This is a genomic window from Halolamina pelagica (assembly GCF_900115675.1).
Classification (GTDB): Archaea; Halobacteriota; Halobacteria; order Halobacteriales; family Haloferacaceae; genus Halolamina; species Halolamina pelagica.
Genome location: NZ_FOXI01000003.1, coordinates 95,256 through 120,032, shown reverse-complemented (window position 1 = coordinate 120,032; position 24,777 = coordinate 95,256). Strand labels below are relative to the sequence as shown.

The 24,777-nt window shown below is 70.8% G+C and carries 27 protein-coding genes and 1 tRNA gene; 17 read left to right on the top strand and 11 right to left on the bottom strand.

Annotated features, from left to right (window positions below):
• Position 1: 1 nt before the first annotated feature.
• The gene (locus tag BMZ83_RS05310; protein ID WP_079990116.1) at positions 2 to 607 is read right to left on the bottom strand and encodes a nitrous oxide reductase accessory protein NosL; all 606 of its coding nucleotides are present in this window, start codon (positions 605 to 607) and stop codon (positions 2 to 4) included.
• Between the two features lie 146 nt (positions 608 to 753).
• Here BMZ83_RS05310 and BMZ83_RS05305 point away from each other — a divergent pair, with 146 nt between their 5' ends.
• From BMZ83_RS05305 to BMZ83_RS05295, 3 genes are read left to right on the top strand one after another with little or no spacing between them, the layout of a single operon-like run.
• Entirely contained in the window at positions 754 to 1,521 is a 768-nt protein-coding gene (locus tag BMZ83_RS05305; protein ID WP_074876416.1) for a Nif3-like dinuclear metal center hexameric protein, read from the top strand.
• A gap of 59 nt (positions 1,522 to 1,580) precedes the next feature.
• Positions 1,581 to 2,663 carry a deoxyhypusine synthase gene (locus tag BMZ83_RS05300; protein WP_074876414.1) on the top strand — a complete coding sequence of 361 codons (1,083 nt, stop codon included), beginning with the start codon at positions 1,581 to 1,583 and terminating at the stop codon, positions 2,661 to 2,663.
• Positions 2,664 to 3,506: a fructosamine kinase family protein gene (locus BMZ83_RS05295; RefSeq protein WP_079990115.1), complete on the top strand. Its 843-nt coding sequence runs from the start codon at positions 2,664 to 2,666 to the stop codon at positions 3,504 to 3,506. It begins immediately after the preceding gene.
• On the opposite strand, the gene BMZ83_RS05290 is transcribed toward BMZ83_RS05295, so the two are convergent.
• The 7 genes from BMZ83_RS05290 to BMZ83_RS05260 all read right to left on the bottom strand — a co-directional run bounded on the left by BMZ83_RS05290 (position 3,503) and on the right by BMZ83_RS05260 (position 9,164).
• Positions 3,503 to 5,047 (bottom strand): TrkH family potassium uptake protein, encoded by a 1,545-nt coding sequence (locus BMZ83_RS05290; RefSeq protein WP_074876412.1) that lies wholly within the window; start codon positions 5,045 to 5,047, stop codon positions 3,503 to 3,505. The genes BMZ83_RS05295 and BMZ83_RS05290 overlap by 4 nt on opposite strands.
• A gap of 25 nt (positions 5,048 to 5,072) precedes the next feature.
• Entirely contained in the window at positions 5,073 to 5,309 is a 237-nt protein-coding gene (locus BMZ83_RS05285; protein ID WP_074876410.1) for a hypothetical protein, read from the bottom strand.
• Between the two features lie 394 nt (positions 5,310 to 5,703).
• Positions 5,704 to 5,788, bottom strand: a tRNA-Ser gene (locus BMZ83_RS05280).
• A gap of 41 nt (positions 5,789 to 5,829) precedes the next feature.
• The gene (locus tag BMZ83_RS16765; RefSeq protein WP_074876836.1) at positions 5,830 to 6,324 is read right to left on the bottom strand and encodes a DUF7519 family protein; all 495 of its coding nucleotides are present in this window, start codon (positions 6,322 to 6,324) and stop codon (positions 5,830 to 5,832) included.
• A gap of 55 nt (positions 6,325 to 6,379) precedes the next feature.
• Complete coding sequence (locus BMZ83_RS05270; protein ID WP_074876408.1) at positions 6,380 to 7,654, bottom strand: DUF58 domain-containing protein; 1,275 nt, start codon at positions 7,652 to 7,654, stop codon at positions 6,380 to 6,382.
• A complete protein-coding gene (locus tag BMZ83_RS05265) occupies positions 7,651 to 8,214 on the bottom strand; it encodes a DUF7269 family protein (protein ID WP_074876406.1) in 564 nt (187 codons plus the stop codon). Before BMZ83_RS05265 ends, BMZ83_RS05270 begins: the two co-directional genes overlap by 4 nt.
• Positions 8,211 to 9,164: a DUF4129 domain-containing protein gene (locus BMZ83_RS05260; protein WP_074876404.1), complete on the bottom strand. Its 954-nt coding sequence runs from the start codon at positions 9,162 to 9,164 to the stop codon at positions 8,211 to 8,213. The genes BMZ83_RS05265 and BMZ83_RS05260 overlap by 4 nt, the downstream gene beginning before the upstream one ends.
• 94 nt (positions 9,165 to 9,258) lie before the next feature.
• On the opposite strand from BMZ83_RS05260, the gene BMZ83_RS05255 reads away from it, so the two are divergent.
• Positions 9,259 to 10,302 carry an NAD(P)/FAD-dependent oxidoreductase gene (locus BMZ83_RS05255; RefSeq protein ID WP_074876402.1) on the top strand — a complete coding sequence of 348 codons (1,044 nt, stop codon included), beginning with the start codon at positions 9,259 to 9,261 and terminating at the stop codon, positions 10,300 to 10,302.
• Here the strand turns inward: BMZ83_RS05255 and BMZ83_RS05250 are convergent.
• Positions 10,299 to 11,354: a zinc-dependent alcohol dehydrogenase family protein gene (locus BMZ83_RS05250; protein WP_074876400.1), complete on the bottom strand. Its 1,056-nt coding sequence runs from the start codon at positions 11,352 to 11,354 to the stop codon at positions 10,299 to 10,301. The genes BMZ83_RS05255 and BMZ83_RS05250 overlap by 4 nt on opposite strands.
• A 252-nt stretch (positions 11,355 to 11,606) precedes the next feature.
• Here BMZ83_RS05250 and BMZ83_RS05245 point away from each other — a divergent pair, with 252 nt between their 5' ends.
• The 10 genes from BMZ83_RS05245 (at position 11,607) to BMZ83_RS05200 (ending at position 21,517) form a co-directional block, all read left to right on the top strand.
• On the top strand, positions 11,607 to 12,806 hold the full coding sequence (locus tag BMZ83_RS05245) for a glycosyltransferase family 2 protein (protein WP_074876398.1): 1,200 nt from the start codon (positions 11,607 to 11,609) through the stop codon (positions 12,804 to 12,806).
• 116 nt (positions 12,807 to 12,922) lie between these two features.
• Complete coding sequence (locus BMZ83_RS05240) at positions 12,923 to 15,172, top strand: type II/IV secretion system ATPase subunit (protein ID WP_074876396.1); 2,250 nt, start codon at positions 12,923 to 12,925, stop codon at positions 15,170 to 15,172.
• A complete protein-coding gene (locus tag BMZ83_RS05235; protein ID WP_074876394.1) occupies positions 15,169 to 17,079 on the top strand; it encodes a type II secretion system F family protein in 1,911 nt (636 codons plus the stop codon). The genes BMZ83_RS05240 and BMZ83_RS05235 overlap by 4 nt, the downstream gene beginning before the upstream one ends.
• Positions 17,076 to 17,798 carry a DUF7289 family protein gene (locus BMZ83_RS05230; protein WP_074876392.1) on the top strand — a complete coding sequence of 241 codons (723 nt, stop codon included), beginning with the start codon at positions 17,076 to 17,078 and terminating at the stop codon, positions 17,796 to 17,798. The genes BMZ83_RS05235 and BMZ83_RS05230 overlap by 4 nt, the downstream gene beginning before the upstream one ends.
• Entirely contained in the window at positions 17,795 to 18,277 is a 483-nt protein-coding gene (locus BMZ83_RS05225; RefSeq protein ID WP_074876390.1) for a DUF7266 family protein, read from the top strand. Before BMZ83_RS05230 ends, BMZ83_RS05225 begins: the two co-directional genes overlap by 4 nt.
• Positions 18,274 to 18,930, top strand: coding sequence for a DUF7263 family protein (locus BMZ83_RS05220; protein ID WP_074876388.1), 657 nt, complete (start codon positions 18,274 to 18,276; stop codon positions 18,928 to 18,930). Before BMZ83_RS05225 ends, BMZ83_RS05220 begins: the two co-directional genes overlap by 4 nt.
• Entirely contained in the window at positions 18,923 to 19,330 is a 408-nt protein-coding gene (locus BMZ83_RS05215; RefSeq protein WP_074876386.1) for a DUF7262 family protein, read from the top strand. The genes BMZ83_RS05220 and BMZ83_RS05215 overlap by 8 nt, the downstream gene beginning before the upstream one ends.
• Entirely contained in the window at positions 19,327 to 19,851 is a 525-nt protein-coding gene (locus BMZ83_RS05210; RefSeq protein WP_143076894.1) for a DUF7261 family protein, read from the top strand. Before BMZ83_RS05215 ends, BMZ83_RS05210 begins: the two co-directional genes overlap by 4 nt.
• 53 nt (positions 19,852 to 19,904) lie before the next feature.
• Positions 19,905 to 20,813 (top strand): NAD(P)H-binding protein, encoded by a 909-nt coding sequence (locus tag BMZ83_RS05205; RefSeq protein ID WP_074876382.1) that lies wholly within the window; start codon positions 19,905 to 19,907, stop codon positions 20,811 to 20,813.
• Entirely contained in the window at positions 20,813 to 21,517 is a 705-nt protein-coding gene (locus BMZ83_RS05200; RefSeq protein WP_074876380.1) for a DUF7530 family protein, read from the top strand. Before BMZ83_RS05205 ends, BMZ83_RS05200 begins: the two co-directional genes overlap by 1 nt.
• 18 nt (positions 21,518 to 21,535) lie before the next feature.
• Here the strand turns inward: BMZ83_RS05200 and BMZ83_RS05195 are convergent, their stop codons facing one another.
• Both BMZ83_RS05195 and BMZ83_RS05190 read right to left on the bottom strand, forming a co-directional pair.
• Positions 21,536 to 21,907 carry a hypothetical protein gene (locus BMZ83_RS05195; RefSeq protein WP_074876378.1) on the bottom strand — a complete coding sequence of 124 codons (372 nt, stop codon included), beginning with the start codon at positions 21,905 to 21,907 and terminating at the stop codon, positions 21,536 to 21,538.
• 61 nt (positions 21,908 to 21,968) lie between these two features.
• The gene (locus tag BMZ83_RS05190) at positions 21,969 to 22,580 is read right to left on the bottom strand and encodes a translation initiation factor IF-2 subunit beta (protein WP_074876376.1); all 612 of its coding nucleotides are present in this window, start codon (positions 22,578 to 22,580) and stop codon (positions 21,969 to 21,971) included.
• A 128-nt stretch (positions 22,581 to 22,708) separates the two neighbouring features.
• On the opposite strand from BMZ83_RS05190, the gene BMZ83_RS05185 reads away from it, so the two are divergent.
• From BMZ83_RS05185 to ftsZ, 3 genes are all read left to right on the top strand, one after another.
• Positions 22,709 to 23,173 carry a double zinc ribbon domain-containing protein gene (locus BMZ83_RS05185; protein ID WP_074876374.1) on the top strand — a complete coding sequence of 155 codons (465 nt, stop codon included), beginning with the start codon at positions 22,709 to 22,711 and terminating at the stop codon, positions 23,171 to 23,173.
• Between the two features lie 182 nt (positions 23,174 to 23,355).
• On the top strand, positions 23,356 to 23,532 hold the full coding sequence (locus BMZ83_RS05180; protein ID WP_049981184.1) for a ribbon-helix-helix domain-containing protein: 177 nt from the start codon (positions 23,356 to 23,358) through the stop codon (positions 23,530 to 23,532).
• A gap of 3 nt (positions 23,533 to 23,535) precedes the next feature.
• Complete coding sequence (ftsZ, locus tag BMZ83_RS05175; RefSeq protein ID WP_074876372.1) at positions 23,536 to 24,735, top strand: cell division protein FtsZ; 1,200 nt, start codon at positions 23,536 to 23,538, stop codon at positions 24,733 to 24,735.
• The last annotated feature ends 42 nt before the right edge of the window (positions 24,736 to 24,777 follow it).

Genomic DNA, 24,777 nt, shown 5'->3' with positions numbered 1-24,777 from the left:
CTCACCGCCCGAGCGTCGAGAGGAGTTCGGGGGTGACCTCGTCGAAGGTGACGATATCGCCGCCGTGTTCGGCCTGGAACGACTCGGCGTCCCCCTCGTCGGCGAAGCCGATCAGGTCCTCCCCCATCGCGCCGACGACCGACGAACCGGCGACGAACGTGACCGTGGTGGCGTCGACGAACGATTCGGCGCCGTAGTGCGTCGAGATGACCTGCTGGTCCCCGTCGGTCCGGATCTCGTAGTCGACCACGGAGTAGTCGGTCACGTAGAACGCCTCGCGCGACCAGTCCTCGTGTTCGAAGTCGAACTGGAACGCCTCCCACGTGCTGTCGAACCGGGCGGGGTTGTCGTGACCGCCCGGGCGCTGGTCGGCGTAGAAGACCTCCGCGGTCGGGCCGGGGTGTTGGGAGATGACCATGCCGCACACGTCGCAGGTGGCGTCCTCGGGCAGCGTCACCGCCGCGGGCGCGTCGCCGTCGCCGCCGAGACAACCGGCGAGGCCGACGGTGAGTCCGACCGACGCCGCGATGGCGTGGCGGCGGGTACAACTCGCGTCGGTCGACGCCGCGGACGAGTGGTCACCGTGATCGTGTTCGTGGGGAGTCATGGGGGGGCAGTCGCGACGCCTCCACATGGCGACGCCGCTTCGTGTACGTGAACGTACGTGCCACCGGCGCAAAGGGGTATTGGTGCGGGAGTCGAACGCCGCCCCGAGCCGGGGGGTACAAACCGTCCGCGCCCCACCCCCCGGCCATGGACCGCGCCGACTTCGTCGACCGACTCGACGAGGAGCTCCGCACCGACGACTACGCCGACGTGGACGCGAGCCCCAACGGCCTGCAGGTCGGGCGCCGGGAGGGCGAGGTGGAGACCGTCGCGTTCGCCGTCGACGCCGCCGAGGCGACCATCGAGGCGGCCCTCGACGCCGGCGCCGACGCGCTGGTCACCCACCACGGCCTCGTCTGGGGCGGGCTTGACCGCGTGACCGGCCGCGAGTACGAGCGGCTCGAGCCGCTCGTCTCGAACGACCTCCCGTTGTACGTCTCCCACCTGCCGCTGGACGGCCACCCGACGCTCGGGAACGCGGCCGGGATCGCCGACCTGCTCGACCTCCACGCGCAGGAACCGTTCGGCGAGGTCGGCCCGGAGACGGTGGGCCTGCTGGGCGAGCGCGACGACCCGATCCGACCCGGCGCCCTCTCGGAGCTCCTGGCCGACGAGCTCGAAACGGGGGGCGAGGGCGTGCAGACGCTCGCGTTCGGGCCCGAGGAGATCGAGCGCGTCGCCGTTCTGACGGGCAGCGGCGCCGACTGGTTGGACGAGGCCGTCGACGCCGGCGTCGACGTGCTGATCACGGGTGAAGGGAAACAGCAGGCCTACCACGAGGCCCGCGAAGCCGGCATCAACGTGCTGCTGGCGGGCCACTACGCGACGGAGACCTTCGGCGTGCGCTCGCTCCAGGCGTTGGCCGAGGAGTGGGGGTTGGACACCGTCTTCGTCGACCACCCGACGGGGCTCTGAGTCGACGGGGGCACCCGCGTATCGGGTCCTTCAAGCCCGCACCGACACGAGACGGGAGCATGAGCGAGGACGCCGACCACGAGGAGGAGACCGAACGCCGGGAGTTCCAGCACGACCCCATCGGCCACGCCTCCGTCAGCGCGGGGATGAGCGTGGGCGAGCTGGTCGAGCAGTACGGCGACGCCGGCATCGGCGCCGCCGCAGTCCACGAGGCCGCCGACGTGTACACCGAGATGCTCGAGGACGACGACTGCGCCGTGTTCCTCTCGCTGGCGGGGGCGATGGTGCCCGCCGGGATGCGGGAGGTCGTCGCCGGCCTGATCCGGGAGGGCCACGTCGACGCGCTGGTCACCACCGGCGCGAACCTGACCCACGACGCGATCGAGGCCATCGGCGGCAAACACCACCACGGCAGCGTCCACGGGCACGGCGAGGGCGACCATGGCGGCGACGGCGAACACGGCCACGACGAGGACCACGCCTCGGGGTCGGGCACGCGCGACCACGACGAGCGCCTGCGCGAGGAGGGCGTCGACCGCATCTACAACGTCTACCTGCCCCAGGAGCACTTCGCGCTGTTCGAGGAGCACCTTCGCGAGCACGTGTTCCCGCCGCTGGAGGAGGAGGGGATCGTCAGCATCGAGCGGTTCACCCGCGAACTCGGCCGCGCGAACAGCGAGGTGAACGCCGACGAGGGGATCGACGAGGGGCCGGGCATCGCGGCCGCGGCCTACGAGAACGACGTGCCGATCTACTGCCCCGCGGTACAGGACTCCGTGCTGGGGCTGCAGGCGTGGGTGTACTCCCAGACCTCCGAGTTCTCGCTGGACGCGCTGGCGGACATGACCGGCCTGACCGATCGCGCCTTCGAGTCCGAACGCGCGGGCTGTCTGCTGGTCGGCGGCGGCGTGCCGAAGAACTTCACTCTCCAGACGATGCTCGTGACCCCGGGCGCGTACGACTACGGCGTCCAGATCACCATGGACCCCGAGGCGACCGGCGGGCTCTCGGGGGCGACGCTGGACGAGGCCCGGTCGTGGGGCAAGTTCGAACCCGACGCGCGCAACGCGACGATCGTCGGCGACGCGACCGTGTTCCTGCCGATGCTGGTCGCGAACGCCCTCGAGAAACTGGGCGAGTAGATGGACGCCGCGACCCGGGCGGCCGTCGAGGCGTGGGCCGACGCGTCGATCGTCGACGCCGCCGAACTCGACGGCGGCGAGGTCGGCAGCGTCCACCGCGTCGACCTCGGGGACGACCGACGGGTCGTCGCCAAGACCGCCGAGGCCGACCTCCGGATCGAGGCGCGGATGCTCCGCCACCTCGCCGAGCACGGCCTCGCGGTGCCCGCGGTCCACCACGCCGCCGAGGACCTGCTCGTGATCGCGTACGTCGACGGCGAGTCGAGGATCACCCCCGCTGTCGAGCGCGACCTCGCGGACCGACTCGCCGCGCTGCACGCGAACTCTGCGCCGACCTTTGGCTTCCCGTTCGACACGCTCACCGGGGAGCTCGACCTGCCGAACCCCCGCGAGGCGGACTGGTCGACGTTCTTCGGCGAACACCGACTCGGCTACATGGCCGACCGCGCCGAGAAGGAGGGCCTGCTCCCGGCAAACGGCGCGGAGCGCGTCGACGCACTCGTCGACGACCTGCCGGCGCTGCTCGATCACGACCCGGAGCCGTCGCTGATCCACGGCGACGTGTGGCGAGCCAACCTGCTCACCGACGGCGAGTCGGTGCGGACGTTCCTGGATCCGGCCTGCTACTACGCCGACCCGGAGGTCGAACTGGCCTACGTCGACTGGACCGACACGGGCGGGGAAGCGTTCTTCGAGCGCTACCGGGCGCGTGCCGGGATCCCCCACGGCGCCGCGAGTCGGCGACCGGTCTACCGGCTGCTGCCGCTGTTGGTGCACCTGCGCCACTTCGGTTCGGAGTACCTCGATCCGGTTCGGGAAACGCTGGCGGAACTGGGGTACTAGCGCGTCCAGAACGACGACGTGAAGATCACGAGCACCGAGAGGACCTCCAGTCGACCGATCCACATCAGGAACACCATGTACAGCTTCGCGGCGTCGGAGAACGGGAGGAAGCTGTTCATCGGGCCGACGGGGCCGAAGCCCGGCCCGACGTTGCCCAGCGTCGCGATGGCGACGCTCATCGCCTCCAGCCCCGAGAGCGAGAGGCCGGTCCGGACGCTGTCGAGGTAGAGCAGCATCGTCGAGACGGCGAACAGCACCACGAACACCGTCACGAACACGAACACCTCGCGGATCGTGTCCTCGTCGACGACCTCGTCGTTCAGTCGAACCGGCCTGACGGCTTCGGGGTGGGCGGCGACGAACAGCGAGCGGCCGGCCGCCCGCTTCGCGATCACCCAGCGCACGATCTTGATCGAGCCGGCCGCCGAGCCCGCGGAGCCGCCGAGGAAGTACGCGAACAGCAGGATCGTCTGCGCGGAGGCGTCCCACGTGTTGACGTCCATGCTCGCGTAGCCGGTGGTGGTGACGATCGCGACCACCTGGAAGAGCCCCTGCCGGAGCGCGTTCTCGACGTTCCCCGCGATCGCGTCGACGTTCGACGGCGTCTCGGCGATCCCGACGCCGGCGAACAGGAGCGCCGAGACGACCGCGCCGAACCCTGCGACGACGAGCAGGTACGCCCGGAACTCGGCGTTGTCGGTCAGGTGGCGGGGGTCGCCCCGGAAGACGTGCCAGAACAGCGCGAAGTTGGTCCCCGCGATCAGCATGAACGGCATCATCGCCCACTGGATCGCCGGCGCGAACGCCTCGGTGCTGCGAGCTTCGGGCGAGAACCCGCCCGTCGGGAGCGTGGTGAGCGCGTGGGCGACGGCGTTGTAGAGGCCCATGTTCGGCGCGACGTCGGCGACGCCGAGCCCGAAGTAGACCAGCGCCGCGAGCAGGGTGAACCCCGCGTAGATCCCCCAGAGCGCGCGGGCGGTCTCCTGGATCCGGGGGGTGAGTTTGTCGAGTGAGAGCCCCGGCGCCTCCTGGTCCATCACCTGCGCGCCGCCGACGGACATCTCGGGCAGGATCGCCACCATCAGGACGAGGATCCCCATGCCGCCGAGCCACTGGGTGAGCTGTCGCCACAGCAGCATCGCGTGGCCGTGGCGCTCGACGGAGATCTCGCCCAGCACGGTCGCGCCGGTGGTCGTGAACCCGCTCATGCTCTCGAACAGCGCGTTGATCGGCCCGGCGACCGTCCCGGTGCCGGCGACGAGGTACGGGACGGTGCCCGCGAGCGGGACGACCAGCCACGCGAGGCTCACCAGCAGGAACGCCTCGCGCCGGCCCAGTTCGTCCTCGCGGCCGAGGAACTCGAACAGCAGGCCCACCCCGAGCATCACCGCGCTCGTGGCGACGAAGGGCACGGGGCTCTCACCGTAGTAGAACGCGGCCAGCAGCGGGACCAGCGGGGTGATGCCGAGGTACTTCAGGACACGGCCGACGAAGCCGACGCTCACCCGGTAATCGACGTGCATGTTTCGGAGTGAAACCATCGAGTGGGCGGCTCAGTGGGCGGGCTCAGTTCGTGCCGGAGCCAGGAGCGAGGGCGATCTCCTCGATCCGGGCCTGTTCGTCCGCGATACGTCGGAGTTCGACCGCCATCCCCTCGGCGTCGCCGTCGCTCTCGACCTGGGCCATGCGGTCGGCGGTGCTGGCGAGCAGCGCCGCCGCCTCGGCGACCGTCTCCCGCTCCCCCTCATCGAGCCGGGTGACGATCTCGGAGTAGCATCGTTCGGTTGGCTCTTCGGTGCTCATACCCGCCGTTCTCGGGGTGGGACTATCAAACCCCGCCGTGCCGGGTCAGGCGACCGATCGCCGTGGCGAGACGCGGCGCTCGCCAACTCGCAGTTCGAGAAGCGTCGAGGGAGGGATGTTGAACCACGGTCGTTCCGCTCTCTCCGTTCGCTTCACTCCCTGATTCAAACCCCTCGGCACGGCTTCGAGTCGACAGGGCCGGCGTCGCGCTGCGACGAGACGCGGCGCTCGCCGGCTTACAGTTCGAGAAGTGCCGAGGGAGGGATGTTGAACCACGCCCGGACTCGCTTCGCTCGTCCGGTCTCGTTCAAATCCCTCGACCCGGCTCCGGTTCGGCACGGTCGACGACGCGCCGCGATCAAACGCGGCGCTGGTCGACGTTGTACTTCAGAAGCGCCGAGGGAGGGATTTGAACCCTCGAGTCCGTGAGGACAGTAGATTTCGAATCTACCGCCTTGGCCAGGCTAGGCTACCTCGGCTCATCCGATCGTGGGACGTGCTCCGGTTAATCGGTTACGGTTCAGCGCAGCGCGTTCACCAGCGCGACGGCGCCGACCACCAGCAGGAACACCGACGCGATAGGCTGGCCCCCGGCCGCGGCGAGATACACCGCGTAGCCGACGGCGACGGCGAGACTGCCGACGAGCACCGACGAGACGACGTGGACGACCTCGCCCCGCATCGTGTCGGTCTCCTTCCCCAGCTGCTCGCCCACCGAGACGGCGTTGCTGGCGGCGTCCCACGCGAGCACCCCCGTCAGGGCGCCGACGAGCACCAGCAGCGGCGGCGCGCCCGTATACCCCACGTACAGCGCGCCGAGCAACAGGATCCCGCCGCCGTTGGTGATCAATCGACGCGACGCGACTGCGAGCCCGGCGAGCAGCACGACCAGCCCCAGCCCCGAGATGGCGCCGCCGGCCGTCGCGACCACGGCCGTCGTCGCGACCGAGAGCAGCGCGAACCCGGCCGCGACGGCGATGCCGAAGCGGGACGGCTCGCGGGTGATTTCGGTCATCGAGACCACCTCCGACCGCGCCGGCAGTCGGTCTCGTGGGGTCGAAGAGCGCAGGTCATCGGGACCACCTCCGGGTCGCCCGGGCGAGTTCGACCGCGAGCGGGCGCTCGCCCCAGTCGATCACCCGGATCCCGTGACTCCGGAGCCGGCGGAGCCGCGTGTCGCGTTCGAGCCGGGCGAGCCGGTGGGGCGCTGCGTCGTCGACCGTCGGGTCGGGGCTGATCAGCGTGAGTTGGTGGCCGTAGGCGTCCAGTCGCTCCGCGACCGTCGCGATGTAGTCGTCGGTGACGGGGCTGAACAGCACGATCTGGGCGTCCGCGGGCAGTCGGCGCCGGAGCCGGCGCAGCGCGATCGAGGGGTAGAACGGCTCCTCGGAGGGGGACACCGAGAAGGCCGGGTGATCCGCGAGCAGGCGCCGGGCCGTCGCGCGGTGCCGCTCGCCCGTCGCGGGCGCGAGCCAGCACGCTTCGGGGCCGTAGCTGGCGATCCCGACCCGGTCGCCCGTCGAGAGCAGCGCCGAGAACGCCTCGCCCGCGGCGTCGACGCTGCGCTCGACGGCGTTGGGCGTCTCCTCGTCCGGCGCGCGGTAGGCCGCCTCGCGGGAGTCGATCAGCAGCACTACCGTCGCCGCCCGCTCCTCCCGGAACGAGACCGTCGAGAGCTCGCCGCTGCGGGCGTAGCGGTTCCAGTCCACCCGGGAGAGCGGGTCGCCCCGTCGGTACTCACGAGTCGAGTGGAACTCCAGCCCCGAGCCCGCCACGTCGGTCGCGACCCGGCCGGAGTACGGCGTCGTCAGCCCGCGCAGCGGCAGGTCGCTGCTGGCTTCGAGGGTTGGGAGACAGCGCAGCGTCGTCCCGCTGTCTACCTCGACGGTGCGCTCCCGCGAGCCGCTGGCGTTGCGAACCACCGCCGTCAGCGGCTCCCACTCGTGGCTGCCACGCGTCGCCGTCACCGTGTAACTGAACGTCGCCCGCTTGCCCGGGCGGAGCGCGGTCCCCAACCGGGCGGTGCCCTCAGTGACCGAGAGCCCCGGGGGGACGCCGTCGATCAGCCGCAGGTCCGGCAGGGTCGCCGAGCCGGTGTTCTCGACGGTGACGGTCACCGTCACCTCCGAATCCGGGGCCGGCGAGGTTTCGGAGAGGTCGCGATCGACGGTGAGGTCGGCCGCCGGCGCGTCGCCGAACCGGGCGTAGGCCGCGAAGCCGACGCCCACAAGCGCGACGAGGAACAGGCCGGGGCGCTGGAACGGCAGGCCGAGGGCGAACGCCGCGAACGCCAGCGCGCCGATCCCCGCCCAGTGTTCCGTGTCGACGGCGTCGACGTAGCTCATCGCTCACCCCCGTGGGCGACGAGGTCGTCGACGACCCGAACCGTCCGATCGAACGCCGCCTCGTACTGCGAGAACGGCGCCGTCGCGAGCAGGCGTGCCCGCTCGGCCGGGTGGAGTCGGACCGCCTCGCCCAGGAACCACGCCGCGACCGGGTCGTCGGTCCACTCGCCCGTCCGGAGTCGCTCGCGTGCCTCCGCCTCGCTGCAGTCGGCGGCGTCGGCGACGCCCGCGACGGCGACCTCCGCGATCCGCTCGCGGAGCTGCTCGCGTGGGCGGTCACCCCGGCGGGAGGAGCGACGCGCGAACCGTAGCGTCTCGGTCAGGTCGTCGCCCGGCGTCGGCGCCTCGTAGCGGCGCTCGGGGTCGCCGGTCTCCTCCTCCCGGAGCGCCGTTCGGCGGCGGGAGAGGGCAGTCGTGACGGACTGGACGCCGGCCGCGACCGCGATCAGGAGCACGAACACCCAGCTCGCGGGGATCAGGCCGGCGAACTCCTGCCGGAAGGAGACGAACAGCCCCACGAGCACGGCGACCGCGCCGAAGGCGGCGAGCCGGCGCCTCATTCCTCGGCCTCCGCGTAGCTCTCCTCGATCCGGCGCAGCGCCGCCGTCGCCCGCTGTTCGCGGTCCGCGGTCACCTCACGGTTCCCGTACCGGACTTCCTCGAACAGGTCGGTGAGTTCGTTCACGTCGTCGGGGGCCATCCCGGCGTCGACGGCCGCCGTCGCGAACTCAGCGGGCGTCGAGGACTCCGGATGCTCGACCGCGAGGTGTTCGGTCATCTCGGCCCACGCCCGGAACACCTCGTTGTCGAAGGCGTCGCCGGTCTCGATGCGGTCGGCCGCCTCGCCCGCGACACGGCCGACCGCGGCGATGTCGGTCTCCTCGTCGTCGGCGTCGCGTTCGCGGTCCACCTGCGAGGCGACGACGTCGTCGGCGGAGGCGACGTAGAGCAGCACGATCGCCGCGAGCACCAGCACGCCGAGCACGATCACGAGCAGGACCGACGGCTGGCTGGTCGCCGTCTCCGCGGCGGCGCCGAGGCTGCCGCCGCCAGTCTCGTTGGCGGTGCTCGTCCGGTTCGTCGGCTGGGCCGGCGAAATCCCCTCCTGGATGGTCTGACAGCCCGCGAGCGCGAACCACATCAGGTAGACGATCGGGCCGTAGAGTAACCCCGTCAAGACCCCCATTCCCAGCGATCCCGTACGCCACCAGACGTAGCCCCCGAGCGCGGCGACGCTCCCGGCGATCAGCAGTTTCGCCGGCAGCGTCTGGAGGACGCTCATACAGGCACCGCTGATCTCGCCGGTCCACTGCATCCCCCCGCCGCCGCCGACACTCGAGTTGCTTGCGGCGTCGCTCCCGTCACCGCTCCCGAGCCCGCCGCCGCTCCCGTCGCCGAAGCCGGATCCGGCGTCGGCCGCGGCGGGGTTCTCGAGCGTGGCGCCCGCGGCGCCGATCGCGAGGAGGGCGAGGAGGGCGAGGACGACTGCGACCGCGGTGTCCCGCTGCACGACGTGTGCTAATCACAACCGAGGTATAGTGGTTTCGTTGACGATTCGTGCCGCCACCGGGGCGTTTGATGCCCCACGCGTCCCGAGTCCACGTATGGCCACCATCGGAGTCGTCGGCGCCGGCGCCGCGGCAGCCGCGGCGACGTTCGTCGTCGACGAGGCGCTCCCGAACGCCGACGTGACCGTCCTGGAGAAGTCCGGCGGGCTCTGTGGCCGCGCGGCCACCCGCCGCCACGGCGACCTGACCTACGACTACGGGGCGAACTACGTCAAGTCGGATAGCGAACGTGTCTCGGACCTGTTGACTCAACAGCTCGACGACGACGGGATCGTCGACATCGCGGAACGGGTGTACACCTTCGACGAAGGCGGCGAGGTGACGCCGGGGCGGGAGCCGGACGGCCACAAGTGGTCCTACCGGGCGGGACTGACACAGATCGCCAAGCGACTGTTCAGTCGGACCGACGCCGAGATCCACCGGCGGACCCGAGTGGAGACCCTCCGGCGCGATCCGGCCGCGGCGACGTGGACGCTCGTCGACGACGACGGGGAGGCGTGGGGGCCGTTCGACGCCGTCGTGTTGAACCCGCCAGCGCCACAGACGGCCGAACTGCTCCGCGAATCCGCGTGGGACTCGCCGGTGAAAGCCCCCCTCGTCGACGCCGTCGCTGACGTGCCCTACCGCACGATCTGGACGGCCGTGTTGCACTACCCCTTCGAACTGCACCTGCCCTACTACGCGTTGGTCAACGCCGACAAGGAACACGAGGTTGGGTGGATCTCCCGCGAGGAGTGCAAGCCCGGCCACGTGCCCGACGGCGAGTCGCTGCTGGTGGTGCAGGCCAACCACGAGTGGTCCGTCGAGCACTACGACGACCACCCCGAAGCGAACGTCGACGCGCTCGCCGCGCACGCCGCCGGGATCGTCGGCGACGACCGACTGACCGACCCGGACTGGACCGACCACCAGGGCTGGCGCTACGCGCTGACGAAGGGTGGCGCGCTCGGTGGGCCGCTGGATTCGGCCGCGAGCGAGGGGCTCTACTGCACCGGTGACTGGGTCGCCGGCGAGGCGCGAGTCCACGCCGCGCTGGAGAACGGGCTCGAAGTCGGCGAGAAGATGGCGTTCGGGCTCTAGAACGTGAGTATCTCGATGCCGTCGGTGTCGTAGGTGGTCATCGCCGCCAGTCGATCCGAAACGGCCTCGAGCCCGACCTCCCGGCCGACGAGCGCGCCCGGGTCGAGCGTCCCGTCGTCGACCATCGCCAGCAGTTCGTCGAACCGCGCGGGCGGCATCCCCCGGGAGCCGAGCCAGTCGATCTCCCAGCGGGTCATCCAGTCGGTCGGGAGCGGGATCTCCCCCCTCTCGGCGTCGGTCGTGAGCCCCACCTGGACGTGCGTCCCCCGCGAGCGCAGGCAGCGCACCGAGTTGCGGGCGGTCTCGGCACGGCCGAGCGCGTCGACGCTGACCGCGGCGCCGCCGTCGGTGAGATCTTGGATTTCCTCGACCACGTCGGCCTCGCTGCCGTCGACGACCTCGCTCGCGCCCACGTCCGCCGCCCGCGCGAGCGCGTCGTCGTTCACGTCGACGGCGATGGGTCGAGCCCCGAGCGCGTCGGCGATCTGGATCGCCGAGAGTCCCACCCCGCCGCAGCCGTGGACCGCGACCCAGTCGCCGCCGCCCACGTCGGCGCGGTGGGCGAGCGCGTGGAACGCGGTCATGTACCGACAGCCGACGGCGGCCACGTCGCGGAAGCTCACTCCCGCAGGGAGGGTCTGGAGGTTGTGGTCGGCGTGGGGCACGCCCACTTTCTCGGCGAACGCGCCGGGCACATCGCGCTCGAACCCCAGCGCGTGGCCGTCCTCGCAGGTGTTGCCGTGGCCGGTCCGGCACTCCCCGCAGACCCCGCAGCCGAGGCTGAACGGGACGACGACGCGGTCGCCCTCGCTGAATCGGTCCACGTCATCGCCGATCCCGATGACCCGACCCGCCGGCTCGTGGCCCAACACGTAGTCGAGCGGCACCTGGTCGTCGGCCCACTCGCCGTGGCCCTGCCAGGCGTGCCAGTCGCTCCGACAGATGCCGCAGGCCTCGACGGCGACGACGGCGCCGTCGGGGTCCGGTTCGGGGTCGGGTACCTCGGTCACGTCGAGCGGTTCGCCGTACTCGCGGAGGACTGCGGCGCGCATTTGGCCCGGGGTTGGGGTGGGGTGTGGGTATGGTTGTCGGTGGGGGCGGTCACCGCCTGGGGCGACTCGCGCAGCGGTGTCGCGCCAGCCGTCGCTCCCGGGTCGGGACCGTCGTTCGACGCCGCCCGAGAGCAGGACCGGCGTATCACCGCCAAACCCGGCCGTTACTCGGATTAATCGGGGTTAACCGCGGCCAAGGCGGCTCCAGCGTTTCCCCCGTTGAAGTGGGTCAAGGCGCGTCTTCCGAGTGAGATGAACCCGGAACGCATCGGTCTCGGCGGCGGGGCGGTGGTGCTCGTCGTGACCGCGGTCGCGACGGTGGCCCCGTGGCTCACCCTCGGTCTGATCGACTGGGGCGGCCTGTTCGAGCTCCTGGTCGCCGGGACGACGCTGCTGTTCTCGGCGACCGCGCTGACGTGGGTCGTCCTGACCTACGTCATCGGCGCGGGCTACGAGTCGCCCGCGCCCGTCCACGGCGCCGACGACATCCACGTCCGGATCCTGACCGTCGACGCCGAATCGGTGGTGCAGAAGACGGTCGACTCCCTGCCCGCCGACTTCGACGACGTGCACGTGATCGCCGAGGAGTCCATCGACGTTGCCGGCGCCGACGTCCACGTCGTTCCCGACGAGTTCGAGGCCGAGGCCGTCCGGAAGGGGCGCGCGATCGAGTGGGCCCGGCAGCGACTCGGGACCGACCGGGAGTTCGTACTCTACCTCGACGAGGACAGCCTGCTGGAGTCCTTCGAGGGGCTGCCGGACGCCGACGTGGTCCAACTCCGCGAGCGCCCGCGCCGGACCGACTCGGTGCTCTCCTACCTCGGCGACGTGTACCGGATGGGCGTCCAGATCGAGCAGCGGGCGTTCGCACGGCTCTCGGTTCCGCTGTTCGCGTGGGGCGGCGGCATCGCCGTCCGGCGCGAGGTCGAGGACGAGGTGACGTGGAACCGCGAGACGCTCGTCGAGGACACGGCGTTCGTCTGGGCGGCCGCCCAGCAGCTCCCCGACTTCACGTTCGAACTCGCGACGGCGACGTGTGCCAACGAGGCGCCGCCGTCGCTTAGCGAGATCACCCAGCAGCGACGCCGCTGGGCCGCGGGCAACGTCCGCGCCGCCGCCGAACTGCCGCCCGGCTACCAGCTGCTGACCCGCGTCCGGAACTACGCGTGGGCGCTCTCGCCGATCGTCACGCTGGTCGTCCTCCCGCTGGCGATACTGGGCGTCGGCGTCGCCGCGACCGACGCCGTAACCCTGCTCTCGATCTCGCTGGGGCTGCTGACGGCGTTCTGGTACCTCCGCGGCGTGGCCTACTATGGCGAGGGGAAGCTGACGTGGGCGGCGGCCGTGCCGCTGGCGCCGGTCGTGACGCTCGTCCACTCGATGGGGACGATCGCCGGCATCCTCGACCCGCCCGAGGACTTCCGGGTGACCGAGAAGGTGGGCGACGCCTAAGCAGGCTGATCGGTCGGTTTCGGTGCCCCGGCCGGCCCTCCGGACACTCCTTTCGGAGAATGTTCGAATAAACCAAATCCTTATGTCGGAGAACGAGCCAACGCTGGCCAACTGGTATGTCCGCGCCATCGACAGGTTTCGACCGCGTGCCGGCGCCGACGCCGCCGCAGGACGCCGACGCGTGGTACGCGCCCGAGACGCTCGCCCAATACGAGAGCGCCCCCGGCGTCGTCGCCACCGTCTCCCGGCGCGACGCCGCCGAACACGGCGAGGGAGCGACCGAGTTCGCCTACGACGCTCGCGAACCGCCGCTCTCACCGAGCGAGTGTGCGATCCTCGACCGGGTTCGCGAACACTTCGCCGACACACAGCGCCGGCGTCCCCTCACTCGGCAGGGCGCCGTCGAACGTGCCGAGTCGGGGTTCTCGCCGAAGTACGAGCGTACGCTCGACCGCCTGCTCTCGGGCGGCCCGGGTGCGCGGCGACGGCTGAACTACCACGCACTCCGGGAGCTGCGCCTCCTGGGCGACGCGACACCGCTGGCGCTGGACGACGACGTGGGCGTCGCCGACAGCGAGGCCGCCGCCGACGGGAAGCTGGTCGTCCACACGACCGACTTCGCCCCCGCAGTGACCGATCTCGACGCCGACAGCGAGTTCGTCGACCGCGTCGCCGCCGAGCGGCTGCGGCGCTACGAGGTCGCGTTCGCGGGCTACCCGGTCCCGGTGGTCGTCTACCGCGACGGGTTGCTGGGGAGCGATCGGTTCGCGACGCGCTACGCCGTTTTGGAGCCCGACCTCTTGCCGGGCGACGAGGAACTCATCGCGGAGTGTAAGAAACGCGTCTGGGAGGCGAGCACCGAGGACGTGATCGGCGACGGCACCGACCGGCGCGCGTTCGTCGCCGAGCGCGCCCGCCGGCTGCTCTCCCGCCGACTGACGGGGCGGAACACCCGGGAGTGGCTGGCCTCAGCCCGATATCGGGTTCGCTCGGCGCTCGCGGATCTGGGTGTCGGGATCCCGCCCGTCGACGACCGCTACGCCGAGGACCGGCTGGACGACCTCGTCTACCACGTCCTCCGGGATTACGTCGGCGAGGGGCCGCTGACGGTGCCGATCCGTGACCCGAACCTCGAGGACATCGAGGCCAACCGCGTCGGCGAGCGCGTGAAAGTCGTACCGCGCAGCGACATCGCCGACGGCGCCCGGGTGCCGACGAACCTGGCGTTCGACGCCGAGAGCTCCTTCGTCAACGTCGTCACCCAGCTCGCGGCGGGCGACGGCGTCGAACTCGACGCCTCGAACCCCAGTGCGAAGGTCAACCTCGACCCGCCGGGCATCGAGGAGACGGTTCGCTGTGCGGTCGCGCTCCCGGTCATCAGCGAGGGCGGCCCGTACGTCTCCATCCGGAAGCAGGCCGCCGAGGCGATGACGCCGGTCGATCTGCTCCGGAGGGGCACGCTCTCTGTCGACCTCGTGGCGTTGCTGTGGCTCTGCTACGAGCATCAGGGTGTGGTGCTGTTCTCCGGGCCGACCGGGGTCGGGAAGACGACGCTGATGAACGCCCACATGCCCTTTGTCCCCTTCGACGACCGCCCGGTCTCCATCGACGAGGGGAGCCGTGAGGTCAGACTCCCCCACGAGACCGGCGTTTCCCTGACGACGCGGGATCACGAGAGCGAGTACAAGCGCGTGACGATGGCGGACCTCATGACCGAGTCCAACTACCTCAACCCCGATACCGAGGTCATCGCGGAGATCAACACGCCCGGGAGCTTCGAGACGTTCGCCGAGACGGTGAACACGGGCCACGGCGTCGTCGGCACCACCCACGCCGAGGACGTCCGGACGCTCGTGAACCGCGTCGTCGAGCAGGACGTTCCGGCCTACCTCCTCGAGGAGATCGACCTCGTCGTCTTCCCGCACCACTCCAACGGCGAGCGCTACGTGGCCCGCGCGGTGGAGTTCCTCTCGCCCGAACAGGCCGAGCGGCTCCCGCCCGGCGCGGGCGAGGTGATCGAGAAGGGCGACACCACGATCCACTGCAACGAGGTGTTCAGCCGGGACGTCGACGGCTCGTTCTCGCTTGCCGGCCCGTCCGACCCGGCGACCCCCGACGAGCGCGGCTTCCGGCTGTTCCACCGGATCGCGGCCGCGACGGACCGCTCGGCCGACGCCGTCGAGGGGGAGTTCCGTCGCAAACGGCGCTACGTCGAGTTCCTGGACGACGAGGGGGTGACCGAGTTCGACGCCCTGTTCGACCTGCTCGCGAACCTCCGAACCGACGAGGCCGCGACCGTCGAGCGCCTCCAGCGCACCGCGGTCGCCGACGGCGGCGACGACGGGCCGCGGGAGGGTGAGCGATGAGTCTCGAACGAGGCGCCCGAACCGGCGAGACGGGGACGCGAGACGCCGGCCCCCGACTCTCGGTGCTCGACCGGACGCTGTACACGCTGTTCGCGAGCGAGGCCGACGCCGCGCGCCACAGCGCACACCGCGAACAGTACCGCGGGACGGATCTGGGGATCGGCTTCGACGTGTACGTCGCGCGACTCCACGGGCTGGCGTGGGTGACGGCAGTGCTCGTGGTCGTCCCCACGCTCGCGATCGCGCTGGCGGCGCCGTCCGGCGCGTACGACGGGGTTGCGCGCCTGCTCGCCCGCGTCGCACCCGTGGGTGTGGCGCCGCGCCCGCCCCGCCTAGTCGTCGGCATCGTCGTCGGTAGTGCGGTCGGGTTCGTCACCCGGCGGGCAGTGGTCGCGCTCGGCGGTCGCTACCTCGGCTGGCTGGCGAGCGCCCGGCAGGCCGACATCGAGCGCACGCTCCCCGGCGCGGCCCGGTACCTCCACGCGCTCTCCTCGGGCGCCGACGGCCCGCGGGCGATGCTGCGAAAAGTCGCCGAGAACGACGCCTACGGCGAGACCGCCGTCGCGGCGCGGAAGGTGCTCAACACCGCCGCGCTCACCGGAAGCCTGAACGAGGGACTGCGCCGGGTCGCCCGCGACACGCCGTCGAGAGACACGCTCGCGCCGTTCCTGCTGAAGTTCCGCGAGCACAGCGAGCAGGGCGGCGACGCGCTGGCGAACTACCTCGACCTGGAGGCGCGGATGCTCGGCCACCAGCGCTCCCAGGCCCAGCGGCGCAACGAGGGCTTCCTCGAACTGATCGCGGAGCTGTTCGTCGTGCTGCTGGTGATGCCGGCGCTGCTGGTGGTCGTGCTCACCGTGATGAGCGTGCTCGCGCCGGGGCTCTCGCGGCCGGTCTCGACGCCGCTGGGCTCGATCACCCTGCGTGCGGTGCTGATCTACGGCGCCGCCGGGTTCGTACTGCTCGTCGGCGCCGGCGCGGCGTCGACGGTCGGCCACCTCCGCCCGACCGAGCGACAGGTGACCTACGGCCGCCCCGAGAGCGCAGTCGAGACCATCCGTTCGACGCCGACGAACCCCGCCAGTGCCAGCGTCGTGCTCGCGCCGCTCGCCGCCGTCGGGGTCAGTGCGGGCCACGTCGCCGGGATCCACCCCCTGGCCGCCCTGCTCGCGGGCTACGTGGCGTGGGGCGTGCCGGTCGGCACCGTCGCCCTCCGACGCGCGCGGATCGACGACGCGAAAGACCGGGAGATCCAGGAGTTCGTCCACGTCGTCTCGGGCCACGTCGGGCTCGGCCGCCCCTTCGGCGAAGCCGTCGCGCGAGTCGCCGAGGACGTGGACCTCGGCCCGCTCGGGCCGGACGTGGCGTCGCTGGCGTTCGACCTCTCGCTGTCGGACAGTCCGAACGGGACCGACCGCCGCACCGCAGCGCTCTCCCGGTTCGTCGATCGCGTCGGGACGCCGCTCGCGGCCCAGACGATGGGGCTGGTGACGGGCGCGCTCAACGCCGGCAGCGACACCGAGGCCGTGTTCGAGACGCTTCAGACCGAAGTGGGCCAGCTCTACCACGAGAAACGCGCGCTGCGGAGCGACCTCGCGGTGTACGTCGCGGTGGGCTGGGTGACCGCGCTGCTGGTCGTCGGGATCGTCGTCGCTGTCGACCTCTACGTCCTCGACGGGTTCGCACAGCTGTCGGCGATGCCGGGCTCCGCGGGGTTCGCGCTCGACCCCGACGCGATCCGGCCGGAGCGGGAGCGCTTCCGCTTCGCCGTCGTGGCCGTCGCCACCGCGATCGCCGCGGGCTGGTTCGCGGGGATGGCCAGCCGCGGTCCCTACGACGCGCTACTGCACTCCAGCCTGCTCGGCGCGCTCGCGGCCGCGGTGTTCGCGGGGGTGGGGCTGGCGTGAGCGAGAACGGACCGGAAGGGCGCGCGCAGTCCCACGTCGTCGGCGTCGCGCTCCTGTTGGCCATCACGACGGTCTCGATGGGCGCGCTCACGGCGGGGGTCGGCACCGTGATCGAGAGCAACGCCGCGGCCGTTGACACCGACCGCGTCGCCGACTCGCTGGCCGCGATCGAGCCCTCGGAGTCGACGGGGATCCACCGCCACGAACTCGCGTTCGGCGAGGGACGCCTGACGGTCGAACCGCGCACGGTCCGCGTGCTCGACGACGACGGCGTCGTGGCCGAACACCGGGCGAACGCGCTCGTGTTCGAGGCCGGCGATCGCCGGGTCACGTTCCTCGCCGGCGGCGTCGCCCGCGGCAGCGGGAACGCGTCGGTACTGGACGAGGCGCCGCCGATCGCGACCGGGGACGGGTTACTGCTCCTCGGGCTACCCGTGCTGAGAACCGGCGACACCGTCTCGGTCGGTGGGGAGGGCGTTACGGCGACGCTGCGGACCGACACGAGCCACGACCGGCGAGCGCTCGGTGAGGGCGCGTACCGCCTCGCGATCGAGACCGCGACCCCCGGCGCGTGGGCGGACTACTTCGCCGAGGGGAACGCCAGCGTGCGCCGTCGGACGTTCGACGGCGACACGTACCCGAGCGTCGTCGCACGGTTCCCCGGCGAGCGGACGGGATACCTGGTGCTCCACGAGACGGAACTGGAGGTGGAGACGTGAGCCGCGATCTCGGCGGTGACGACCGCGCGCTCACCCCGGCGGTCGGGAAGGCGCTCGAGGTCGGCGTCGTCGTGCTGTTCGTCGGCGTGCTCACGACCGCGCTCTACGGCGGCGCGGTCCCGGACTACCGCGACGCGGTCGGCGGGGAAGTCGGCGACCGCGCCGTCGTCGCTGCGGCCGAGCGCGTCGAGAACGCCGTTCCGCCGAGCGCGAGAGCCGTTCGGACGGTCCATCGCGTCGATCTGCCGCGGTCGATCCGGGGCGAGAACTACGATATCGTCGTCGAGAACCGGACGCTGGTACTCGATCATCCGTCGTCGGCCGTCGACGCCAGCGCCCGCCTCGCACTCCCGAAACGCGTCGACCGCGTCGACGGCGCGTGGCGGAGCAGCGACGACGCGGTGGTGCTGGTGACCGACACCGCGGACGGACTGCACGTCGAACTCACCGCGCGCGAGGAGCTCGGAGGGGAGCGATGAACGGCACGCGGGCGCAGGCGAACCTGCTCTCGCTGGCGGTCGCGCTGACCGCGCTGGTGTCGGCCGCGACGCTGGGGCTGGTGGTCGCCGACGGCGCGCTGGCTGGTGCCGACCGGGACCCGGGCGACCGCCGCGTCGCCGGCGTCGCCGCCGAACGGTTGGTGAGCGCCGAGGCCACGACGGTTCGGGAGAACGTCCTCGACGGCGAAGCGGTCGCGGAGCTTTCGCCCGCCGCGCTCGACTCGCTGGCGCCGCCGACCGCGAACCGATCCGTGCGAGTTCAACTCGGCGGCGAGACGCTGGTCGAACGCGGCGACCCCACAGGCGCGACTGTCGAGCGCGTGGTGCTCGTCGCCGAGCGAACCACACGCTCGCGGTCAGTGGCCGTCGACAACGGCGACGACCTCACGCTCCCCCGTCGGACCGACCGCGTGGAACTGACCTTCGCCGCCGGATCGACCGTCGAGACGGTCCGGGTGAACGGGCGGATCGTGCTCCACGACCCCGGCGGCCTCGCCGGCCAGTTCGTCGTCGAGCCCTCGCGGGACGAGACGACGACGCTCGGCTTCGAGGGCGGCACCGCACAGGTCGGGATCGAGTCGACGCCGTTGCGAACTGAGAAGGCGACGCTCCGGGTGACCGTCGATGACTGATCGCGGCCAGCTCTCGCTCACGATGGTCGAGGCGGGGGTGGGGGTGCTCCTCCTGTTCGCGGCGACCGCGACCTTCGCGCTCGGTCTCCCCGCCGCCGGCGTCGACGAGGCCCAACTCGACCGGTACGCCGACGACGCCGGGACGGTGCTCTCCCGCGAGCCGCCGCGTCACGACGGGCTGACTCGGCTCTCGGAGGTGACTCGATCGGCGAGCGCGTTCGAACGCGAGCGCGACGCCCTGGCTCACCGCATCGAGCGGATCCTGCCGGGGAACCTCATGTACAGGGTGCTGACGCCACACGGTGCGGTGGGGTTCCAGCGACCGACCGACGTGCCGACCGGCCGGGCGACGGTGCCCACCGTCGGCGGCCGAGTCACGATCTGGGTGTGGTACGTGTGAGCCGCGAGAACCGGGGGCAGATGGTGCTCGCCGCGGCGGCGGTGCTCGCGCTCGCGCTGGTTCCGCTCGGGTTCGCGTACCTCCAACTGGGCTACCACGGGGACGTGGCGGCGTCGACCGAGCCCGAGACGCCCGGAAGCGAGACGGTCCGGCTGCTCGAACGGGCGGTGTACGACGCCGGCGGCGAGGTGACGGGCCATCCGTGGGCGGGACGCGACGGCGCGGTTCGGCTCGTAAACGCGTCGCTCACGGATCGAGAGCGGAATATCGAGACCGCACAGGTCGAGCGCGGCGTCGCCGTCCGGATCGAGCGCAACGGCAGCGCCGCGAGCGCGTGGGCGGCGGCGAACTGTCCCGCCGGGCCGGGGCGGCTGTTCGGCGACTGCGAAGCGATCGGCGGGATCGTGGTGCAGGAACGGGCCGACGAGACCCACCTGCTCGCGGTGGCGTACGACCTCCGGGTCGTCGACGACCGCGGCGAGACGGCGCTGACGGTGGTCGTTCGAGCGGACGGCGGGTGATGGGGTGTCGCTACCGTCACAGCACCTAAGCACCACGGCGACCTCTCGGTCGTATGGACGTTCTCGTCACGGGCGCCACCGGTTTCGTCGGGCAACGGCTGGTTCCGGCGCTGCTGGACGCCGGACACGACGTGTCCGTACTCGTCAGGGACCGAACGGGGTACGACCCGCCGGACGGCGTCACCGTGTTCGAGGGCGACGTGCTCGAACCTGCGGGACTCGCGGACGCGCTGGCCGGCGTCGACGCCGCCTACTACCTCATCCACGCGATGGGCGGCGGTCACGGCTTCGAGGAACGCGACAGACGGGGCGCACACAACTTCGCCAACGCGGCCGAACGGGCCGGCGTCGAGCGAGTGGTCTACCTCAGCGGCCTCGGGGTCGACAGCGACGACCTCTCGGCCCACCTCCGCTCGCGCCGGGAGGTCGAGACGGTGCTCGGCCGCGGCGCGCACGACCTGACCGTACTCCGTGCGGCCGTGATCATCGGCGAGGGGAGCGCGAGCTTCCGGATCGTCCGGCAGCTCAGCTCCCGGCTCCCGGTGATGACCACGCCGCGCTGGGTCTCGACGCGGGTCCAGCCCATCGCGATCGCCGACGTGATCGCGTATCTGGTGGGGGTCCTCGACGCCCCCGAGACGGCCGGCGACACGTTCGAGATCGGCGGCCCGGAGGTGCTGACCTACCGCGAGATGCTCGCGACGGTCGGGGAGATCCTCACGGGACGAGAGCCGATCATCATCCCGATTCCCGTCCTCACGCCGCGGCTCTCGGCGTACTGGGTCGACCTCGTCACCGACGTGCCGGCCGGGGTGGCCTACCCCCTGATCGACGGGATGGCGACGGACGTGGTGGTGACCGACGACCGCATTCGGTCGCTAGTGCCGGTCGAACTCACGCCGTTCGAGACGGCCGTCGAGCGGGCGATCGGGGGAGAGGCGGCCGCCCCGGGCGGTCGCTGATGGCGCCACAGTACGGGGAGACGTGGGTGTACGAGAGCCTCATCGGTGCGGTGCCGGGACTCGACCTCTCGGACCGGGCCGCGCTGGTCACTCAGTTCGTCGTGTTCGAGGCGATCGTCCTCGTCGTGGCCGGGGTCTACGACCGCTGGACCGCGGTGCCGGCCGCCACCGCAGCCATCGCCGTCGCCGTCGCGGGGAGTTGGCTGATGCTGACGTTCAGTCGGACGGTCCGCCAGCTTCAGCCACCCGAGGGGTACCGTCGGTTGCTGTTCGGCTCCAGCATCGAACTGGCGCTCAGCGTGCTCGCGTTCGTGCTGTTCGTCACCTACCTGTTCGTCGTCGACCCGGGTGACGGCGGGTCGCTGCTGACCGACCTGCTGGGGTCGGAGCCGCCCGTGGTGGCGGTCGTACTGCTGCTGTTGATCAGCTGGGACGTGATCTACCGCATCGGCGCCTGCTGGTGGGCGACGGTGGTGGGGTTCTGGCGTGCGATCCGGTACGGCTTCGACGCGGGGACCACCCGGAAGCTCACCCGACTGGACACGCTCAACGTCCTGTTCGCCGGCGTGCAGGTGATGCTGGTCCCGTTCGTGCTCGATCACCCGGTGCTCGTGGCCGCGGTGGTCGGCCATCTGGTCGCCGTCGTCGTCGTCGCCGTCGCGACGGTCGTGCTCCAGCGGCGTGCCGTCGTCGAAAGTAGGTGAAAACAGGCTGCAGCGGGTTCAGAACTCGTCGTCGTCGATCTCGTCGACGACGCCCGTAGTCTCGCGCTCGGTCTCGGCGGCTTCCTTGCGCTCGGTCTCGGCGGGTTTCGCGTGCTCGGCCTCGCCGAGTTCTTCGAGGATCGCCTCGCGGGCGGCCTGTGGGTCCTCGTACTCGTCGTCGAGACGATCGAGCACGCTTCCGAGCGACTCCCCCTCGCCGACGACTTCGTCCGGGGCGTCCCGGAGCTCCGCCCGGATTTCGGCGGAGTGGACCGGGAACTTCACGTCGTCGACGGCCTCCTCGAACTCCTCCAGGATCTCGGCCTGGCGCTCGTGGCGCTCGCGCTGGCGGCGCTTCGCCTTCTCGTCTGCGGGAATATCGTCGGCCATGCGAGGAGTTCGGGGGCCGACGGACAAGGGAGTGGCGGCCAGCGTGACCGGGAGCGCCGGATCAGTTCACTTTCCGCGCGAACACGAGGTTGCCCGAGACGTTGTTGACACGGGCGCGGACGGTCTCGCCCTCCTCGGCGCCGGTGACGAACATGGTGTAGTCGCCGCGCTTGGCGACGCCGTCGCCCTTCCGGCCGGTGTCGGTGATCTCGACCTCGTAGGTCTCGCCCTCCTCGATCTCGGTGGAGGTCTGCTGGCTGCTGGAGGTGGACTGTTTGGAGACCGGGCGGAACGCCCCACAGGCCTCACACCGCAGCATCATCGTGCCGTCCTCGTTGACCAGCCGGGTGTCGGGCAGGCCACACTCCGAACAGCGGACGAACTCCTCGATGTAGCTGTCGATGGCCGCCTGGAACTCCTTCGCGGAGAAGCTCCCGTTGTAGCGCGAGCGGCCCTCGCCGAGCTGGCCGGCGGTGCCGAGTTCGCCCTGGATCTCGCGGTGGAGGTGTTCGGCGTCCCGCGAGAGCGCGTCGGCGATCTCCTTCAGGTTGGTGAGTCGGGTGAACGCCCCGTCTTTCTGTACTTCCGGGTCGGGGACGCTGAGACGGTCGTCGCTCCCCCCGAGTTCGGGCACGTTCTCGAGTGCCCGGTCGAGTTGCTCCTCGTACTCCATACCCGTAGTAATCGGCGCAGGGGGTTTATGGCTTCCGAGGGGACGCTATCGTTCTTTTACGCGTGCGCGAGCGCGACGGATGCACGCGCTGGGGAAACTACTTAACGCGTCCCTGTCAACCTCGGGCCATGAGCAAGATCACCTTCCGCGCCGACGACGCGCTCGTCGAGCAGTTGGACGTGCTCGACGCCTCGAAGAGCGAGGTGATGCGCGAGGCGCTACGGGAGTTCCTCGACCGGCACCCCGAGGTGGGGAACGGGCGGGAGGTGGCGGCGACACCGGAGGTGCGCGTCGACGACGAGCCCGGAACGCCGGAGCTCACCGTCAACATCAGCTTCGACGGCGCCGCGCCGACAGCCGTCGACGGGGCGGCGCGTCGGACTGCCGACGACGAGACGAGGGGCGAAGAGGAGAACGTGTGTAAACAGTGCGGAGAGAGCTTGGAACCCGGACACTCGTTCTGTCCGAACTGCGGCGAGGAGCGTGAACGCCGGGCTCACTGCGAGTGTGGGGAGGAGATCCAGGCGGACTGGACGTTCTGTCCGGGGTGTGGGCGCCGCAACCCGAACTCCGACGTGTTCGATCGCCCGTAGTCGCTGTCCGACGGATGTGTCTTACATTCCGGTGAAATCGGCGGTAGCTTTTTAATGGATAGCTACGTTGGTAGGTACGCGTAAGACGGTCGTCTTACAGCGCCGGACGGGGCGGGGACCCCGGCCGGACGGGACTGTGGACGACGGCTCGCGCCGGTTCGTCTTACCGGGGGAAACCAACAATGGAGCGTGTCACACTGCGAATACCGCGACAACAGGTGGAAGAGGTCGAACAGATGGTCGAGACCGGGGAGTTCCCGAACCGGAGCGAGGCGATCCGGTCGGCCGTCCGCGAAATGATCAACGAGAGCGACGCGTCCGAGGGGACGAGTCGCGATCGCAGCTGGGCCAAGGTGTAATACATGCAGGACATCGTTCAAGACGCACTCGACAACGCGGAGGCCGAGCAGCGGTCGATGGAGGACGTCGAAAGCGACGACGACGAGTTCGGGGACCCCCGAATCGTCATCGTCGGCGCCGGCGGCGCCGGTAACAACACGGTCAACCGGCTCTACAACATCGGCGTCGACGGCGCCGAGACGGTCGCGATCAACACGGACAAACAGCACCTCAAGATGATCGAGGCCGACACGAAGATCCTCGTCGGCAAATCCCTCACGCAGGGGCTCGGTGCGGGTGGCGACCCCGAGATGGGCGAGCGCGCCACCGAGATGGCCCAGGGGACGATCAAGGAGGTGCTGGGCGACGCGGACCTGGTGTTCGTGACCGCCGGGATGGGCGGCGGTACCGGCACCGGCGCGGCGCCGGTCGTCTCCAACATCGCCAAAGAGCAGGGCGCCATCGTCGTCGGGATGGTCTCGACGCCGTTCAACGTCGAGCGCGCCCGCACGGTCAAGGCCGAGGAGGGGCTGGAGAAGCTCCGCGAGGAGGCCGACTCGATCATCGTCCTTGACAACAACCGACTGCTCGACTACGTGCCCAACCTCCCGATCGGGAAGGCGTTCTCGGTGATGGACCAGATCATCGCCGAGACCGTCAAGGGTATCTCCGAGACCATCACGCAGCCGTCGCTGATCAACCTGGACTACGCGGACATGTCCACGATCATGAATCAGGGCGGCGTCGCCGTGATGCTCGTCGGCGAGACGCAGGACTCCAACAAGACCGAAGAGGTGGTCAACGACGCGATGAACCACCCGCTGCTGGACGTGGACTACCGCGGTGCCACCGGCGGCCTCGTCCACATCACCGGCGGTCCCGACCTCACGCTGAAAGAGGCTGAGGGGATCGCCGACAACATCACCGAGCGACTGGAAGCCAGCGCCAACGTCATCTGGGGCGCCCGGATCCAGGACGAGTACAAGGGCAAGGTGCGAGTCATGGCCATCATGACCGGCGTCCAGTCCGCACAGGTGCTCGGCTCGAGCACCCAGAAGCAGGCCAACGAGTCCCGGCGCGCGCTCGGGGACGACGACCTCGAGGACGTCGACTTCGACGCCAAGAGCAACGCCCAGACCGCGACCCAGCGCGGCGGTGCGGCGCGCGACGGCGGCGGGCACGAGCCCGACGACAGGGACAGCAACGTCGACGTCATCCGCTAACGCGGGTCCGTTCTCCCGTTTTTCACGACCGGCCAGCGCGAG

Excerpts from the sequence above, each read along its gene's own strand:
- BMZ83_RS05200 (WP_074876380.1), top strand. The coding sequence starts at position 20,813 with ATGGCGCCACAGTACGGGGAGACGTGGGTGTACGAGAGCCTCATCGGT.
- BMZ83_RS05305 (WP_074876416.1), top strand. The coding sequence starts at position 754 with ATGGACCGCGCCGACTTCGTCGACCGACTCGACGAGGAGCTCCGCACC.
- BMZ83_RS05245 (WP_074876398.1), top strand. The coding sequence starts at position 11,607 with ATGAACCCGGAACGCATCGGTCTCGGCGGCGGGGCGGTGGTGCTCGTC.
- BMZ83_RS05195 (WP_074876378.1), bottom strand. The coding sequence starts at position 21,907 with ATGGCCGACGATATTCCCGCAGACGAGAAGGCGAAGCGCCGCCAGCGC.
- BMZ83_RS05180 (WP_049981184.1), top strand. The coding sequence starts at position 23,356 with ATGGAGCGTGTCACACTGCGAATACCGCGACAACAGGTGGAAGAGGTC.
- BMZ83_RS05295 (WP_079990115.1), top strand. The coding sequence starts at position 2,664 with ATGGACGCCGCGACCCGGGCGGCCGTCGAGGCGTGGGCCGACGCGTCG.
- BMZ83_RS05250 (WP_074876400.1), bottom strand. The coding sequence starts at position 11,354 with ATGCGCGCCGCAGTCCTCCGCGAGTACGGCGAACCGCTCGACGTGACC.
- BMZ83_RS05290 (WP_074876412.1), bottom strand. The coding sequence starts at position 5,047 with ATGGTTTCACTCCGAAACATGCACGTCGATTACCGGGTGAGCGTCGGC.
- BMZ83_RS05270 (WP_074876408.1), bottom strand. The coding sequence starts at position 7,654 with ATGAGCTACGTCGACGCCGTCGACACGGAACACTGGGCGGGGATCGGC.
- BMZ83_RS05205 (WP_074876382.1), top strand. The coding sequence starts at position 19,905 with ATGGACGTTCTCGTCACGGGCGCCACCGGTTTCGTCGGGCAACGGCTG.
- BMZ83_RS05235 (WP_074876394.1), top strand. The coding sequence starts at position 15,169 with ATGAGTCTCGAACGAGGCGCCCGAACCGGCGAGACGGGGACGCGAGAC.
- BMZ83_RS05300 (WP_074876414.1), top strand. The coding sequence starts at position 1,581 with ATGAGCGAGGACGCCGACCACGAGGAGGAGACCGAACGCCGGGAGTTC.
- ftsZ (WP_074876372.1), top strand. The coding sequence starts at position 23,536 with ATGCAGGACATCGTTCAAGACGCACTCGACAACGCGGAGGCCGAGCAG.
- BMZ83_RS05285 (WP_074876410.1), bottom strand. The coding sequence starts at position 5,309 with ATGAGCACCGAAGAGCCAACCGAACGATGCTACTCCGAGATCGTCACC.
- BMZ83_RS16765 (WP_074876836.1), bottom strand. The coding sequence starts at position 6,324 with ATGACCGAAATCACCCGCGAGCCGTCCCGCTTCGGCATCGCCGTCGCG.
- BMZ83_RS05190 (WP_074876376.1), bottom strand. The coding sequence starts at position 22,580 with ATGGAGTACGAGGAGCAACTCGACCGGGCACTCGAGAACGTGCCCGAA.
- BMZ83_RS05240 (WP_074876396.1), top strand. The coding sequence starts at position 12,923 with ATGTCCGCGCCATCGACAGGTTTCGACCGCGTGCCGGCGCCGACGCCG.
- BMZ83_RS05185 (WP_074876374.1), top strand. The coding sequence starts at position 22,709 with ATGAGCAAGATCACCTTCCGCGCCGACGACGCGCTCGTCGAGCAGTTG.
- BMZ83_RS05220 (WP_074876388.1), top strand. The coding sequence starts at position 18,274 with ATGAACGGCACGCGGGCGCAGGCGAACCTGCTCTCGCTGGCGGTCGCG.
- BMZ83_RS05265 (WP_074876406.1), bottom strand. The coding sequence starts at position 8,214 with ATGAGGCGCCGGCTCGCCGCCTTCGGCGCGGTCGCCGTGCTCGTGGGG.
- BMZ83_RS05255 (WP_074876402.1), top strand. The coding sequence starts at position 9,259 with ATGGCCACCATCGGAGTCGTCGGCGCCGGCGCCGCGGCAGCCGCGGCG.
- BMZ83_RS05215 (WP_074876386.1), top strand. The coding sequence starts at position 18,923 with ATGACTGATCGCGGCCAGCTCTCGCTCACGATGGTCGAGGCGGGGGTG.
- BMZ83_RS05310 (WP_079990116.1), bottom strand. The coding sequence starts at position 607 with ATGACTCCCCACGAACACGATCACGGTGACCACTCGTCCGCGGCGTCG.